Source organism: Streptomyces sp. TAA204 (assembly GCF_000424965.1).
In genome coordinates this window covers 62767-76609 of sequence record NZ_AUKW01000011.1, presented here as the reverse complement: position 1 = coordinate 76609, position 13843 = coordinate 62767, and the positions used below count along the sequence as shown (strand labels likewise).

The following is a 13843-nucleotide window of genomic DNA, read 5'->3' as shown; positions in this document are numbered from 1 at the left end:
CAGGTGTCCGTCACATGCCCCGAGTACGGTCAGGGGGCGGTCAGGCCGCTGGGCAAGTCCCGTGCGGGCTGGGGGATCTCGTCGAAGTCCTCGCCGTCGTCCGTGACCGGAGGACGGCGGATGGCGGCCACCAGAGCGTGCGGCAGCCGCGGATGACCGCCCCCGTGCCGGTCGCTGGGCAGGCGCGTCGACGGGGCGGTGTTCGTGCCCCCGCGTTCTCCGGCTCCCGTGTCCGGCGCGGCCGCGCTGCGCAGCTCCCGGGCGAGCCTCCTTTTCGCACAGCGCAGATGGGAGCGCACCGTGGCGGTGTCGAAGCCGAGGTTGCCGGCGATCTCCTCCTCGGAGCATCCCAGGACGTACCGCAGCACGACCACGTCGTAACTCCGTTCGGGGAGCCGCGCGATGGCCGCGTACAGCCTCATCTCGCCCTCGGGGACCGCGGATTCGTCGCAGGTCTCCAACAGCAGGGCCTTGCGCGCGGCGGCGTGGAACACGGCGGTCTCGGCCGGTGCCGGCCGCGGCGCCTGTGCGCTCAGCCGTCCGGCGAGGTGTTCCTTCAGGACGGTCCACGCGTACTCGGTGAGCGACTCCTGGCGCAGGGCGTGCTCCCAGTGCTCCAGCAGATGGCGGCAGGCGTCCTCGACGACGCGCCGTGCGACGGCACGGCTGCCCACCTGCGTGTGGGCGTAGCGCAGCCACAGCCGGTGGTGTGCGGAGTCGAAGGCGTCGAAGGACAGCATCAGCCGCCGCGCATCGCCGGCGTGAGCCGCCTGAGCGTCCGGCGGAGCCGGCAACGGTGTGTCCTGGGCGCCCATGGAGGAGCCTCTCGGGAGAGTCGGCGGTACGGCCGCCGGTGCCGGGCCGGACGGGCCGGGATGCGGAGGGAGAGATCACTGCACGGAGAGTGAAAGTCCGGCCACCCTCTCCTTTCTCGCTCCTGCGCACCCTTACTCCTCCAAGCCGGAGAATGGCCGGTCTTCTTCCCCGATTCCCGTGCGGACTGGGCAAGTTGGCCGAAGTGCCGCACGACGGCGGCTGTGTCGCCCGGACATGAGCCCGGACATCCTCAAGGACACCCCGCCCCCCGGCAGCACACTGGCCATCGGCCACGTCACGCCCGACCTCGCTCCCCCGGCCGTACCTGCGCCGGAGTGCCCACGCACCCGCAGGAGCACCCGCGAGGAGACCGCCCGCTTCTTCGACGGCTGGGTGCTGGAGTCCGGCATCACGGCCACCCACCGCCGGCGTCCCGCCCCCGGGGCGGGGCGGTACGGGGCACCGGCGCGGAGCTTCCTGCTGCGCCAGACGCGGCCCGAATGCCCTGAGCCGCCCGGAAGCGCAGGCGGCGCCGGCAGCCGTGGGCGCGTAGGCCGGCTCCTGCCCCCTACCCGCCGGTTCGGTGTGAACCGATTCGTCTCCTTTTGTTAGCTGCCGTAGTGGAGGGGTAATCGGGCCACTGATTCGAACGCGGAAACTGGAGGAGTCATGCCTGCAGGGTCGAATGCCAAGCGTGAGCGGCAGTACGAGCACATCAAGGAGGACGCCCGCAAGCGCGGGACCTCCACAGGACGGGCCAAGGAGATCGCCTCCCGCACCGTGAACAAGGAGCGGGCACGCACGGGTGAGGCCGGCCGGGCCAGCCGTACCTCCGTCAAGGGCAAGTCCGCCTCCGCACGCGGCGGCAAGCGTTCCGGCACCGGCATGGGCCCCAGGGGCGGCCCCACCCGCGACCAGCTCTACAACGAGGCCAGGCAGCGCGGCATCGAGGGCCGCTCCTCGATGAACAAGCGGCAGCTCGAGAAGGCGCTCGGCCGCTGATCGGCTTCGCGGCGGAGACGAGGAGCGCGGGGATGCCCTCCACCGTGCCTCCCGTGTACGGAGCGCCCTGCTGGGTCAGCCTTGCCACGGGTGACCTGCACGCCGCCCAGCGCTTCTACGCCGAGGTGCTCGGCTGGTCCTTCCGGCCGGGGCGGCTGGGGGACAACTTCTGCGTGGCCTACGCGGGCGACGTGCTCGTCGCCGGGATGGGCGCCATCGCCCGCACCATGGGCGTCGCGGTCCAGTGGACGCCGTTCTTCTCCGCCGAGGAGGCCGGCACGGCCGGGGCGCGGATCAGGGAGCGCAGCGCGACTGTCGCGGTGGGTCCCATCCGGATGGGGGAGGGCCGCACCGGCCTGGCCGCCGATCTCGCCGGAGCGACCTTCGGCTTCTGGGAGGGCGAGGTGCCGCCGAGCTGGGACGCCGCACGTCACAGCCCCCCGGCCCGGCTGGAGCTGCGCACCCGGGACGCCTTCGCGGCGGCCATCTTCTACGCCGAGGTCTTCGACTGGGCGTCCGCGACGGGCCTGTGCGAGGTCGACTACCAGCACGAAGCGGTCGTCGTCCGTGTGGGCGGCCGTGCCGTCGCCACCCTGCGCGGCGGCGCGATCGAGTCGGCGCCCGACCCGCACATCCGGCCCCGCTGGCACGTCTCCTTCGCCGTGGACGACGTCGAGGACGCGGCGAAGGCCGCCGTCGCCGCCGGGGGCGCCGTCGCCAGACCACCGGGCACCGATCCCTTCGGACGCTCGGCGGGCCTCTTCGATCCGGAGGGCGGCCTGTTCACGGTGCACTCCGTGCACGACCCGGCGAACCGGACGGACCGCCGGGTCTGAACCCGCCCCGCCGCCGGCAGCGGTGTGCCCGGGGCCGGACCCCGGGCACACCGCTGCCGGCGGGCATGCGGTGCCCCGCGGCCGGACCGTCTACATCGTCTTCATCTTGAAGTAGCGCACGGCGTCCGGTGCGCTGGACGCGGCGACCGCCACCACCGCCACGGCCAGCGCGCTCACGGCGATGCGCACTGCCGACGCCGGAATGAAGATGCCCTTTCGCATGTTCCTCAGCTCCTCACTGTCCCGCTGCTCAGTTCGCCGCGCGGATCACGCAGCAGTTCTCCGGTGAGCGACCCCAGCATCCGAACCGCCTCGCCGACCGCCGCCCGCACCGCCCCGCTCAGTCCGACCACCACATCGGGCTCGTCGCCGCTCATCCGTACGGCTGGCTCGCAGCCCAGCACCAGCACCCGCGGCAGGTCCTCACCGCCCAGGTACCGGGCCAGCCTGAGGACCTGCACCGGGTCCATGCCGTGCGCCTCGGGCAGCGTCCCCGCCGCACCGTCCGGCTCGGGCATTTCCCCGGGCTCGATGAGGTAGAGCGTGCCGGGCGTCCCGCCGCGCGGCGCCGCGTCGACGAGCACGGCCACGTCGTAGCCGTCCTGCAGCCGGTAGGCGAGGTCCATGCCGCGGATGCCGAAGTCCGCGATGTGCACGCCCTGGGGCAGCTCCTCCTCCCGCATCGCCGTGATGACCTCGGGGCCGAAGGCGTCGTCGGCGAGGAAGATGTTGCCGATGCCGGCGATCAGTACGCGCGGCCCCCCGCCGGGGCCGGTGACCGGCTCGATCTCCTCGGGGGTGAAGAAGAACCTGTGCCCCAGGCCCGTACGGAAGTCGCGCCCGTCGTCGCCCTCCAGCGTGACCACGACGTGGACGCGCCCCTCCAGGTCCTCCTCGACGGCGTCGATCTCGGCGGTACGCCCGCAAAGCGCCAGGTCGAGGACGTCGGCCCTGCCCCCGGGCCGCAGCCGCACCCGGCTGCCCCGCCCCAGCTCCGCACCCCCTACGGTCACGGTGCGTCCCGTCCGGCTCGTCATCTCTCCTCCTGCAGCGGCCGGAAGCCGCGGATCGTGCCGTGCAGTGCGGCCAGCTCGTCGGGGCCCAGAGCCGCGCAGCGGTCCAGGATCTCCCTGGCGCGCGGATCGGTCGCCCGTGCTTCCTCCTGCTCCTCGGGCGTGAGGCTGAGGATGCCGAGGATGAGGAGCTGGTCGATCTCACCCCCGTCGAAGAGGTCGCCCGGGCTCTCCGGGGCGACCGAGGGGTAGTCGTAGAGCGTGATCGGGGACGAGAGCACCTCGCGGGAGTGGTGCGGGCTGCGCCGCGCGGCGTCGGGGTCCTCCGAGACCAGGACGGGCCACGCGCCGGTGTTGCGGCATCCTGCGGCGGCCTCGCGCAGGTCCCCCGGCGGATCGGTCAGTGAGACGAAGGCGCCGGTGTCGGTGTGCAGCACGGTGTGGGTGGAGGCGAACGCGTACGGCGCCATCGCCTCCCTGGCGCCGCGGGCCCCGGCGGCCGGGAGGGGGCAGGGCGAGGTGTTCTCGACCTCCACGGTGACGCGCAGCACCCTGTCCGTGACGGGCTCCGCGTCGAGCCGCACCGTCCCGGTCAGCCGCTGCCAGCCCCGCACCAGCGTGCCCGCGACCACTCCGGACTCCGCGCGCAGCGCCTCGCGGTCGCTTCCCGCGGCGATGTCGACGGTCGTGGTGCGCGGGCCCCGGCGCGGCGACCACGGCGGGCACACCCAGCGCCGTTCGGTCGCCTCCTGCCAGGTCAGATGGCTGTTCCCGTCCACACGCAGCTCGTCCACGGGCACCGGGCCGCCCGGACCGTTGCGGTAGACCTGGCGGTCGAAGACCTGAAGGAACCGCACCTGCACGTTCAGCTTCGCGGCCGGGCCGGCCTGGAGCAGGATCTGGGTGCGCATCGCCGAGGGCTCGCCGAGCGCCGCGGCGCACCGCCGGGGGTAGACGCCGCCGAAGGTCCAGCGCTGGGCGTTCTTGAGCGCGGCCCTGCGGTACGGCCACAGCAGGTAGCCCTCGTACAGGCAGGCGCGGGCGATCCTCTCTACGGCGTCCACGCTGCTCCCCGTACGGTCCGGTGCTGCCCGTCCCCCTCCGGGAGGGACGCCCGGCCGCGTGTCCCGCCGTTCCGGCCCTGCCCTTCATCGTCCTCGGCGACTGCGGTGCCTGCGGCGACTGCGGTGACTGCGGAGTCCTCGTGGCGCCCGGGGCCGTCCGCCGAGGGGAGAGGCGTGCCGGGCGCGGCGCCCGGCCGCGCCCGGCCGAGCAGGTCCGCCACCGTCTCCTCCCAGCCCGCGAGGGAGTGTCGGTCACGGTGGGCGACGAGCGCGTCGTAGGCCTGTGCCGAGACCGGCACCCAGCTTGTGCCGCGGCCGTAGCGGCCCAGCACCTCGTGCCAGATCCCGGCGGGAATCCGGTGGGTGGTCTCCTTCTCCCAGGAGATCTGGGCGGTGCGCAGCCTCCCGTCGGGGCCGTCGTGGAAGACCGTTCCGCTGAAGAGGAAGTCCAGCGGCACCTCGCCGTCGCGCACGGCGTGGAAGTAGGAGGTGACTGCCAGTTCGGTGTCCCGTGTGCAGGGCACCGGCAGATCGATCTCCGTGCTGTCCTCGAAAGGGGGGACGACGGTGCTGATCCGTGCCCAGGTCAGCGGCCGCATGCTGGTGGCCCACTGTTCGGGCTGCCCGAACAGGCGGGCCATGGTCAGCCTGTCGGCTCTGTCGTAGCGCCGTCGCGTCACCGCGATACGCACGGCGGTGCTCAGGCTGACCGAGCGGACGCGCCCCCCGCCGGTGCGGCGAATGGCGAGGCGGAACGCCAGCGTGGGGACGGCCGTGTCCGCCATCGGACGCGCACCTGTGACGGCGAAGTCGAGTTCGGGCACCTCGTGCCCCCCGGCCGCGCCGTCACCGGGCCCGATCCGAGCCGCTCGCGCGTTCACGCGGGGGAGAGGTTGGGCATGCCGGGCACGATCGGGTCCTTCGCCTTCGGGCTGATCCCCGTCGACCGGCGTGCCGTGGAGGTGTCGTCCTCCAGGTGGCCGGGCTGGCGCTTGACGGCGCCCTCGTGGCCGCCCTGCCGTACCCCCGGGACGTGCGCCGCCTTGTCGATCCGTACGTGCGGCGTGCCGATGCTGATGTCAGCCATGCCAACTCCTCTGGTCGTGCTGCTCAGTCCTTCTGGGACAGTCCGGAGAAGAACCCCTCGATGTGCTCCCAGACCTCCTCGCCGCCGGACAGTCCGCGCCAGTGGGTGCGGACGACGGCGACGAGCCGGTAGCAGTCGTCGAGCGGGACGATCCAGTGCTGCTGCGCCGTCGTCGAGCGGTGCACCAGGAGCGCCTCCACGTCGTCCGCGAGATCCACCAGGCCCGGGTACCCCGCGGCGACCTCCTCCCAGACCTCCGGTTCCACACTGGCCCGGGTGGCGCCCAGCGGGCTGGGGTATCCCACGCTCACCTCGCCGGTCGCGCCGTCCCTCACGAAGAAGGCCAGCCCGACCGGAACACCGAGGGCCGCCCAGAGCACGTCGTCGATACGGAAGCCGGTCAGCTCGGTCCGCCGCTCGGGCAGCAGCCGGTAGTGCCTGCCGCCCGCGGCGCCGTGGTCGAACAGCAGCGAGCACGGCCTGCACGTGCACATGACCGCGCTCTTCGGGACGTCCAGCATGTGGCGGTGCGTTTCGGGAAGAGGCTCCGCGCACAGGTCGCAGCGCTCCGGCTCGGGACGGTCGTTGCGGGGTCTGCGCAGCAGGCCGCGCAGTCGGGCCGCGGCGACGGTCTCCGGCACGGTGCCCACCGCGCTCACCTGTTCCCGGCCGGCTGCGCACCCCGGAAGAGGGAGTCGACGGAGATCAGCGTGGCCGTATCCGCTTCCGCCGCCTCGGTCTCGACCCGCTCGATCTCGGGCGCCGCCCAGGCCACCGCCTCCCGTACGGACTGCGAGAGCTGCTCCGCGGAGGGAGCGCCGCAGCCCTGCGGATCGAGCCGGACGCGGACCTCCGGCTCCCGCACGTCCAGCACCGTCACGCCCCGGATTCCGTCCAGGGCGCGGCGTACACGCCGCTCGGCGGACTCGGGGTGCAGATCGTGCACGAGGAGGAGGTGGCTGACCAGCTCGTCGGAGGCGATGGCCGCCGACGCCGCGGTGTCGGCGTGCCGCATCACGCGGGCCAGGCACTCTCCGTACAGCTCCGCCAGCGCGTGCAGCGCGTCCATGGCATGTTCGCGCGCGGTGGTGTCGGGCAGCTCCTCGAGCCCCGACAGCAGTTTCTCGGTGCGGGCGACGTTCTCGCGTGCCTCGCTCTCGTTCCAGGACATCCGGCGCCGCCCCTACGCCAGCGCACCGAAGGTGGGCGAGTGGCTCTGCCGCAGCGTGCGGCCGTTGCCGAGGTACATGTGCACACCGCACGGCAGGCACGGGTCGAAGCTGCGGACGGTGCGCATGATGTCGATGCCCTTGAAGTTCTCCGGGGTGTTCTCTTCGAAGATCGGCATGCCCTGCACGGCGTCCTCGTACGGGCCGGGGGTGCCGTAGTGGTCGCGGGGGCTGGCGTTCCACGGGGTCGGGGGGTACGGGTGGTAGTTGGCGATCTTGTGGTCGCGGATGACGAGGTGGTGGGAGAGCACGCCGCGCACGGCCTCGTGGAAGCCGACGCCGATTGCCTCCTCGGGCACCTTGAAGTCCTCGAAGACCTTGGTGCGTCCGGCCCGTACCTCCGCGAGCGCCCGGTCGACGAAGTACATCGCCATGCCGGCGGCGTAGGCGACGAAGTACATGCGGGCGCGGTTGCGCTCCAGGGTGTTCGGGAAGGGCGGGGGAGTCCACTCCAGGCGGGTCTCGGGCGTCGAGGGGGTCTTGGGCAGGTCGATCTGGACGCTGCGCCCGGTGGAGCGGACGTAGGGGGTGCTGACCTTGCCGGCCAGCGCCGTCGACCACAGGCGGGCGATCGGCCCGCCGCCGGTGTCGAGGGCGAGATGGTCCCCGGTGCGCTTGTCGTACCAGCGGGGGCTCATGACCCAGCTGTACTTGCCGCCCTCCAGATCGCGCTTCTGGGGGGTGGGAAGGGTGGTCTGGTTCCAGGGGTGGCGCTTGTCGACGGGGTTGCCCAGCGGATCCCGCTCGACGTAGGTCTCCTCGCTGGTCCAGTCCTCGTAGTAGCTGCTGCCCAGCAGGATGCGCATCCCGAGGTTGATGTCGACGAGGTTCGTGGTGACCAGCTCGTTGTCGACGATGATTCCGGGGGTGACGAACATGGAGTTGCCCCAGGTGTTCATCGTCCGGTAGTCGTAGTCGACCACCTCGGGGTCCTGGAAACTGCCCCAGCAGCCGAGCATGGTGCGCCTGCGGCCGACCTCCTCGTAGCCGGGCAGTGCCTCGTAGAAGAAGTCGAAGACGTCGTCGTTCATGGCGACCGCGCGCTTGATGAAGTCCAGGCAGCGCATCAGCCTCACGAGGTAGTCGGTGAAGAGCTGCGGAGTGGCCACCGTCCCGACGCCGCCCGGGTAGAGCGTCGAGGGATGCACGTGCCGCCCCTCCATCAGGCAGCACATCTCACGCGTGAGCCGGCTCATCACCAGCGCCTGCTTGTACGTCTCGCCCTCGAAGGGGTTGAAGGAGCGCATGATGTCGGCGATGGTGCGGTGGCCGTGCTGGTCGCCGCGCGGCGAAGGGGTGCGCTCGGCGCGGTCCAGCACGCCGGGGTTGGTCTCGGCGACCATGCGTTCGCAGTAGTCGACGAAGACCATGTTGTCCTGGAAGATCGTGTGGTCGAACATGAACTCGGCGGCCTCGCCGAGGTTGATGATCCAGTCGGCGAGCGGCGGCGGCTTCACTCCGTAGGCCATGTTCTGCGCGTAGACGGAGCACGTGGCGTGGTTGTCCCCGCAGATCCCGCAGATGCGGCTGGTGATGAAGTGCGAGTCCCGCGGGTCCTTGCCCTTCATGAAGACGCTGTAGCCCCGGAAGATGGACGAGGTGCTGCGGCACTCGACGACCTCGCGGCCGGGAAAGTTGATCTTCGTGTAGATGCCGAGGTTGCCGATGATCCGGGTGATCGGGTCGAAGGCCACCTCGGTCAGTTCGCGCTGTCCCGGGCCGGACTCCTGAGCTGTGTCCTGAGCGGTCGCCACTGGTCGTTCCTCTCGCAGGTCGCTTCGCGTGTTACTTGCGGCCGGTCCAGCGCCGCTGGTAGCCGGAGGTGAGGGCGGGCTCGTTGTGCCGCCACTTGGGTTCCCGGTCGGCGGACCGGTTGGTGATCGAGCGCATGCTGCGGATGAAGGGGCCGTAGACGCTCATCAGGTGGGAGGAGAGGGTGGCGCCGGGGGGCTCGTCCATGAAGGGCATGAACTTGTCGGGGAAGCCGGGCATCGTGCAGCCGATGCAGATTCCGCCGACGTTGGGGCAGCCGCCGATGCCGTCCATCCAGCCGCGCTTGGTGACGTTGCAGTTCACGACCGGGCCCCAGCAGCCGATCTTCACAAGGCACTTGGGGGAGTTGTAGTCCTTGGCGAAGTCGCCCTGCTCGTAGTACGAGCCGCGGTCGCAGCCCTCGTGGACGGTCTTGCCGAACAGCCAGGTGGGCCGCAGGTTCTCATCCAGCGGGATGGTCGGGGCGAGCCCGGCGGCCTGGTGCAGGACCCACAGCAGGGTCTCGGTGAAGTTGTCCGGCTGTACGGGGCAGCCCGGCACGTTGACGATCGGCAGGCCCGCGGTGGAGCGGTAGTCCCAGCCGAGGTAGTCCGCGAGGCCCATGGAGCCGGTCGGATTGCCCGCCATGGCGTGGATACCGCCGTACGTGGCGCACGTGCCGATGGCGACGACCGCCCAGGCGTGCGGTGCCAGGCGGTCGAGCCAGGTGTTGAGGGGGATGGGCTCTCCGGTGTCCGGGTCGTTGCCCATGGCCGTCCAGTAGCCGTCACCGTTGATGTTCTCGTTCGGGACGGAGCCTTCGACGACGAGGATGAACGGGCCGAGTTCGCCGCGTGCGCCCTTGCGGAACGCCTCCATGAACTCGTCGCCGTTCTCGTACGCCAGCACCTTGTTGTGCAGATGCACCTTGGGAAGGCCGGGGACCGAGCCCAGCAGTACGTCCTCAAGGCTGGGGAGCGATGCTGCCGTCACCGACACCGTGTCGCCGTCGCAGCTCATGCCCTCCGAGGTCCACAGAATATGGATCTCGTCGAGCGCGGTCGTTGACGCCTCGTCGTCCATGGGACCGATCCCTTCCGTGCCCGTCGCCGACCGGCGGGACAGCTGGTCGAAGCATTGCCGTCAAATCTGACATACAGGCATATATGCCTCAACGGCAGCGCGCCGGGCAGCTGAGCCGAACGGACCACGGCGCCCCGCCCGGCGGCGTGTCAGGAACGTCCCGTGCGGGCCCGGCTCTGTAATGAACCGCGAGCGGAGGGTTGAGATGCACGAGATGTCCATCGCCGTGGCGATGGTGGAGCAGGTGAGCGAGGCGACCGGCGGGGAGAGCTCCGCCACGGTCTCCGCCGTACGGCTCCGGCTCGGCGAACTCGCGGGCGTCGTTCCCGGTTCGCTCCGGTTCTGCTTCTCGCTCGCCTGCGCGGGGACCGTCCTCGAGGGCGCCGCCCTCCTCGTCGATCACGTACCGGGCCGCGCCCGCTGCTCCCCGTGCGGCACGGAGTGGGCCACCGGAATGCCTCCGCAGCTGTGCTGCGCGCAGTGCGGCGGCGGGACGTCCGAGCTGCTGTCGGGGCGCGAGATGCAGATCGTCGGCGTGCGGTGGAACGGCAGCGCCCCCGACGCTGCTTCCGCCTCCGCCTCCGGCGGCGCGACCGTATCCGTACCGGCCACCGAGGAGAGCCGATAGCCATGTGCCGAGTCGTCGATCTGCAGCAGGCGGTGCTCGCCAAGAACGAAGAGCGCGCCGGAACACTGCGCAGGGAACTGGCCGCCCGTCCGACCGCGATGATCAACCTGCTCTCCAGCCCCGGCAGCGGCAAGACGGAGCTGCTCGAAGCGGAACTCACCCTCGCCGCCGCCCGGGGGACGCCCGTGGCGGCGCTCACGGCGGACCTCGCCACCGAGAACGACGCCCGGCGCCTCGCCCGCGCGGGCGTACCGGTCAAGCAGGTGCTCACGGACGGCCTGTGCCACCTGGAGGCCGACATGCTCCGGGCCCACCTGGAGGGCTGGCTGCCCCGGAGCACCCGCCTGCTGTTCGTGGAGAACGTCGGAAACCTCGTCTGTCCGGCCTCCTACGACCTGGGGGAGTCGCTGCGCGTCGTGCTCGCCTCGGTCACCGAGGGCGAGGACAAGCCGCTGAAGTATCCGACGGCGTTCGGGCTGGCGCATCTCGTCGTGGTGACGAAGAACGACATCGCGCACGCCGTCGGTTTCGACGAGGACGCGTTCCGCGAGAACGTGCGGCAGGTCAACCCCGGTGTCGAGGTGGTGCTCACCTCGGCCCGGCGGGGGGAGGGCGTCGGCCTGCTGCTGGAGCGGGCGACGGCTGCCGCCGACGGGGCCCCGGTGCACCGGCCGGTGATGGCCCGTGCCGCCGCCGCGCCCGGTCACGCAGAGGGACACGGCCACGGTCACGGGGGCGGGCATGGACACGCGGACGGTCACGGTCACGCGGACGGACACGGCCACGCGGACGGACACGGCCACGCGGACGGTCACGGCCACGCGGACGCCGGGACGGCCGCCGGCGCGTACGTCCAGGAGCACGGCACCGGCGTCCCGGCCGGCAGCCGCCCGTGACGGCGCGGCATGGCGCCGGGGCCGTCACCGCCACCGTCGCCGGAGTGGTGCAGCGCCGCCGGGTCACCGTGCGCGGCGTCGTCCAGGGTGTCGGCTTCCGCCCCTTCGTCCACGCGCTCGCCGGTGAGCTCGGGCTCTCGGGTCACGTCGCCAACACCGGCGACGGTGTCGTCGCGGAGGTCGAGGGCGCCCCGTCGGCCCTCGGGGCGTTCTGCGGACGCATCAGCTCGGACGCGCCGCCGCTGGCGGTCGTCCAGTCCGTCACGCACGAGCCGGTGGCGCTCGCCGGGGACAGCGGGTTCAGCATCACGCCCTCCCGTACGGGTGGCGCCGCCGCCCGCACGCTGGTGGCGCCCGACACCGCGACATGCGCCGACTGTCTGGCGGAGATGCGCGACCCCGGCGACCGCCGCTACCGTCATCCGTTCATCAACTGCACGAACTGCGGGCCGCGTTTCACCATCGTGACGGGGCTGCCCTACGACCGCGCGCACACCACCATGGCCGGGTTCACGATGTGCGCCCGGTGCGCGCACGAGTACGGCGACCCGGGGAACCGCCGCTTCCACGCCCAGCCCGTCGCCTGCCACGACTGCGGACCCCGGCTGCGGCTGCACCTGGCGGGGACGCTCGAAACCGGCGACGGCGCACAGTACACCGAACCACTGGCGGCCGCACGGCAGTTGCTCGCCGAAGGCGCAGTCGTCGCGGTCAAGGGACTGGGCGGCTACCACCTCGCCTGCGACGCGGGCAACGCGGACAGCGTCCGGCAGCTGCGGCAGCGCAAGGCCCGTGGCGACAAACCCTTCGCGCTGATGGCACGGGACGAGGAGGACGCGGGACGTCTCGTACACCTCGACCCCCTCTCCCGGGCCCTGCTCACCGGCCGGCGGCGGCCCGTCGTCGTGCTGCGCAGGCGGACGGACGCGCGGCAGCCGGGGGAGCAGCCGATGGTCGCCGCCGAAGTCGCCCCCCGCAGTGCCGACTTGGGCATCATGCTGCCCTACACACCGCTGCACCACCTGCTCCTGGGGCTTCCCGGCGACCCCGACGGGCCACGGGTACTGGTGATGACCAGCGGCAACCTCGGCGGTGAGCCGATCGTCACGGGGGACGACGAGGCGCTCGCCGTGCTCGCCCCGCTCGCCGACGCCTGGCTCACGCACGACCGCGCGATCCACGTGCCCTGCGACGACTCCGTGGTGCGGGTCGCCGGCGGTGAACAGATCCCGGTGCGCCGCTCGCGCGGATACGCGCCCATGCCACTGGACCTGCCACGGCCGGTCACGGCCGCGCTCGCCGTGGGCGGCGATCTGAAGAACACCTTCTGCGTCGGCGAGGGCCACCGCGCCTGGCTGTCCGGACACATCGGTGACATGGACGACCTGGCGACGCTGCGGGCCTTCGAAGGGGCGGAGCAGCAGATGGAGGAGATCACCGGGGTACGTCCCGCGCTGCTGGCCGCCGACCGGCACCCCGGCTACCGCTCGTCGCGCTGGGCCGAGCACCACGCCGGCTCCAGGCCGCTGCGCCGCGTCCAGCACCACCACGCCCATGTCGCGTCCGTGATGGCCGAGCACCGCCTCGACGGCGGCACTCCCGTCATCGGCGTCGCCTTCGACGGCACCGGCTACGGCGGCGAAGGCGAGGTGTGGGGCGGGGAGTTCCTGATCGCGGACTACGACGGCTACCGGCGCTTCGCGCACCTGAGCCCCGTCCCGCTGCCCGGCGGTGACGCGGCCGTGCGCCGTCCCTACCGCATGGCGCTGGCCCATCTGCACGCCGCGGGGCTGCCATGGGCGGACGACCTGCCCTGCACCCGCGCCTGCCCGGAGCCGGAACTGAGCACGCTGGCGGTGCAGTTGAAGCGCGGACTCGGCTGCGTGCCGACCACCAGCATGGGACGGCTCTTCGACGCCGCGGCGTCGCTGTCGGGGGTGTGCCACCACGCCGGGTACGAGGCGCAGGCAGCCATGGAGTTCGAGGCGGCCGCCCTCGGCCACCCCGGGTCTCCTGACGGCGAGGGCTACCGGTTCGACGTGCGCCCGACGGGGGAGGGCACGCTGGAGGCCGGGCCGTCCTCCGTACTGGCGGGCATCGCCGGAGACGTCAGGACGGGCAGACCCGCCGGCCTGATCGCTGCCCGGTTCCACCTGGCGGTGACGGCGCTCGTACACCGCGTCTGCGAAGCCGCCCGGCAGCGCCACGGACTGGAGACGGTCGCGCTCAGCGGTGGCGTCTTCGCCAACTCCCTGCTGTCCGCCGGCTGCGCCCGGGCACTGCGCGAGGACGGGTTCACGGTGCTGCGACACCGCCTCGTTCCGCCCAACGACGGCGGCCTGGCCCTGGGCCAGTTGATGGTCGCGGCGCGCACGGGCGCGGCGGCGGACGGCATGCGGGAGACACCCGGCCCCGCGACGGTCACCCCCTGAGATCA

At 72.2% G+C, this 13843-nt stretch carries 16 protein-coding genes; 6 read left to right on the top strand and 10 right to left on the bottom strand.

Annotated elements, in window-relative coordinates:
• Positions 1-29 precede the first annotated feature (29 nt).
• Positions 30-815 carry a sigma-70 family RNA polymerase sigma factor gene (locus H343_RS31335; protein ID WP_078505829.1) on the bottom strand — a complete coding sequence of 262 codons (786 nt, stop codon included), beginning with the start codon at positions 813-815 and terminating at the stop codon, positions 30-32.
• A 235-nt stretch (positions 816-1050) separates the two neighbouring features.
• Between H343_RS31335 and H343_RS0118080 the strand changes: the two genes are divergently transcribed.
• From H343_RS0118080 to H343_RS0118070, 3 genes are read left to right on the top strand one after another with little or no spacing between them, the layout of a single operon-like run.
• Complete coding sequence (locus H343_RS0118080) at positions 1051-1428, top strand: hypothetical protein (protein ID WP_028432305.1); 378 nt, start codon at positions 1051-1053, stop codon at positions 1426-1428.
• A 57-nt stretch (positions 1429-1485) separates the two neighbouring features.
• Positions 1486-1818 carry a hypothetical protein gene (locus H343_RS0118075; protein ID WP_028432304.1) on the top strand — a complete coding sequence of 111 codons (333 nt, stop codon included), beginning with the start codon at positions 1486-1488 and terminating at the stop codon, positions 1816-1818.
• 32 nt (positions 1819-1850) lie between these two features.
• On the top strand, positions 1851-2654 hold the full coding sequence (locus H343_RS0118070; RefSeq protein WP_028432303.1) for a VOC family protein: 804 nt from the start codon (positions 1851-1853) through the stop codon (positions 2652-2654).
• A 90-nt stretch (positions 2655-2744) separates the two neighbouring features.
• On the opposite strand, the gene H343_RS35990 is transcribed toward H343_RS0118070, so the two are convergent.
• The 9 genes from H343_RS35990 to H343_RS0118025 all read right to left on the bottom strand — a co-directional run bounded on the left by H343_RS35990 (position 2745) and on the right by H343_RS0118025 (position 9882).
• Positions 2745-2876 (bottom strand): DUF6893 family small protein, encoded by a 132-nt coding sequence (locus H343_RS35990; RefSeq protein ID WP_486586940.1) that lies wholly within the window; start codon positions 2874-2876, stop codon positions 2745-2747.
• A 5-nt stretch (positions 2877-2881) separates the two neighbouring features.
• Positions 2882-3691, bottom strand: a complete 810-nt coding sequence (locus H343_RS31330; RefSeq protein ID WP_078505827.1) for a hydrogenase maturation protease — start codon at positions 3689-3691, stop codon at positions 2882-2884.
• On the bottom strand, positions 3688-4731 hold the full coding sequence (locus tag H343_RS31325) for a hypothetical protein (RefSeq protein WP_051265471.1): 1044 nt from the start codon (positions 4729-4731) through the stop codon (positions 3688-3690). The genes H343_RS31330 and H343_RS31325 overlap by 4 nt, the downstream gene beginning before the upstream one ends.
• Complete coding sequence (locus tag H343_RS31320; RefSeq protein ID WP_199778946.1) at positions 4719-5612, bottom strand: DUF6084 family protein; 894 nt, start codon at positions 5610-5612, stop codon at positions 4719-4721. The genes H343_RS31325 and H343_RS31320 overlap by 13 nt, the downstream gene beginning before the upstream one ends.
• The gene (locus tag H343_RS0118045) at positions 5609-5818 is read right to left on the bottom strand and encodes a hypothetical protein (RefSeq protein ID WP_028432302.1); all 210 of its coding nucleotides are present in this window, start codon (positions 5816-5818) and stop codon (positions 5609-5611) included. The genes H343_RS31320 and H343_RS0118045 overlap by 4 nt, the downstream gene beginning before the upstream one ends.
• 23 nt (positions 5819-5841) lie before the next feature.
• Complete coding sequence (locus tag H343_RS0118040; RefSeq protein ID WP_486586939.1) at positions 5842-6468, bottom strand: DUF5947 family protein; 627 nt, start codon at positions 6466-6468, stop codon at positions 5842-5844.
• A gap of 5 nt (positions 6469-6473) precedes the next feature.
• On the bottom strand, positions 6474-6989 hold the full coding sequence (locus H343_RS31315) for a hypothetical protein (RefSeq protein WP_037904194.1): 516 nt from the start codon (positions 6987-6989) through the stop codon (positions 6474-6476).
• Between the two features lie 12 nt (positions 6990-7001).
• Positions 7002-8741 carry a nickel-dependent hydrogenase large subunit gene (locus H343_RS0118030; RefSeq protein WP_486586951.1) on the bottom strand — a complete coding sequence of 580 codons (1740 nt, stop codon included), beginning with the start codon at positions 8739-8741 and terminating at the stop codon, positions 7002-7004.
• Positions 8742-8832: 91 nt separating this feature from the next.
• Entirely contained in the window at positions 8833-9882 is a 1050-nt protein-coding gene (locus tag H343_RS0118025; protein ID WP_028432299.1) for an NADH-quinone oxidoreductase subunit B family protein, read from the bottom strand.
• Between the two features lie 205 nt (positions 9883-10087).
• Here H343_RS0118025 and H343_RS31310 point away from each other — a divergent pair, with 205 nt between their 5' ends.
• From H343_RS31310 to hypF, 3 genes are read left to right on the top strand one after another with little or no spacing between them, the layout of a single operon-like run.
• Complete coding sequence (locus H343_RS31310) at positions 10088-10510, top strand: hydrogenase maturation nickel metallochaperone HypA (RefSeq protein WP_051265467.1); 423 nt, start codon at positions 10088-10090, stop codon at positions 10508-10510.
• A gap of 2 nt (positions 10511-10512) precedes the next feature.
• Positions 10513-11406, top strand: coding sequence for a hydrogenase nickel incorporation protein HypB (gene hypB / locus H343_RS31305; RefSeq protein WP_051265465.1), 894 nt, complete (start codon positions 10513-10515; stop codon positions 11404-11406).
• Positions 11403-13838, top strand: coding sequence for a carbamoyltransferase HypF (gene hypF / locus H343_RS31300; RefSeq protein ID WP_051265464.1), 2436 nt, complete (start codon positions 11403-11405; stop codon positions 13836-13838). The genes hypB and hypF overlap by 4 nt, the downstream gene beginning before the upstream one ends.
• The last annotated feature ends 5 nt before the right edge of the window (positions 13839-13843 follow it).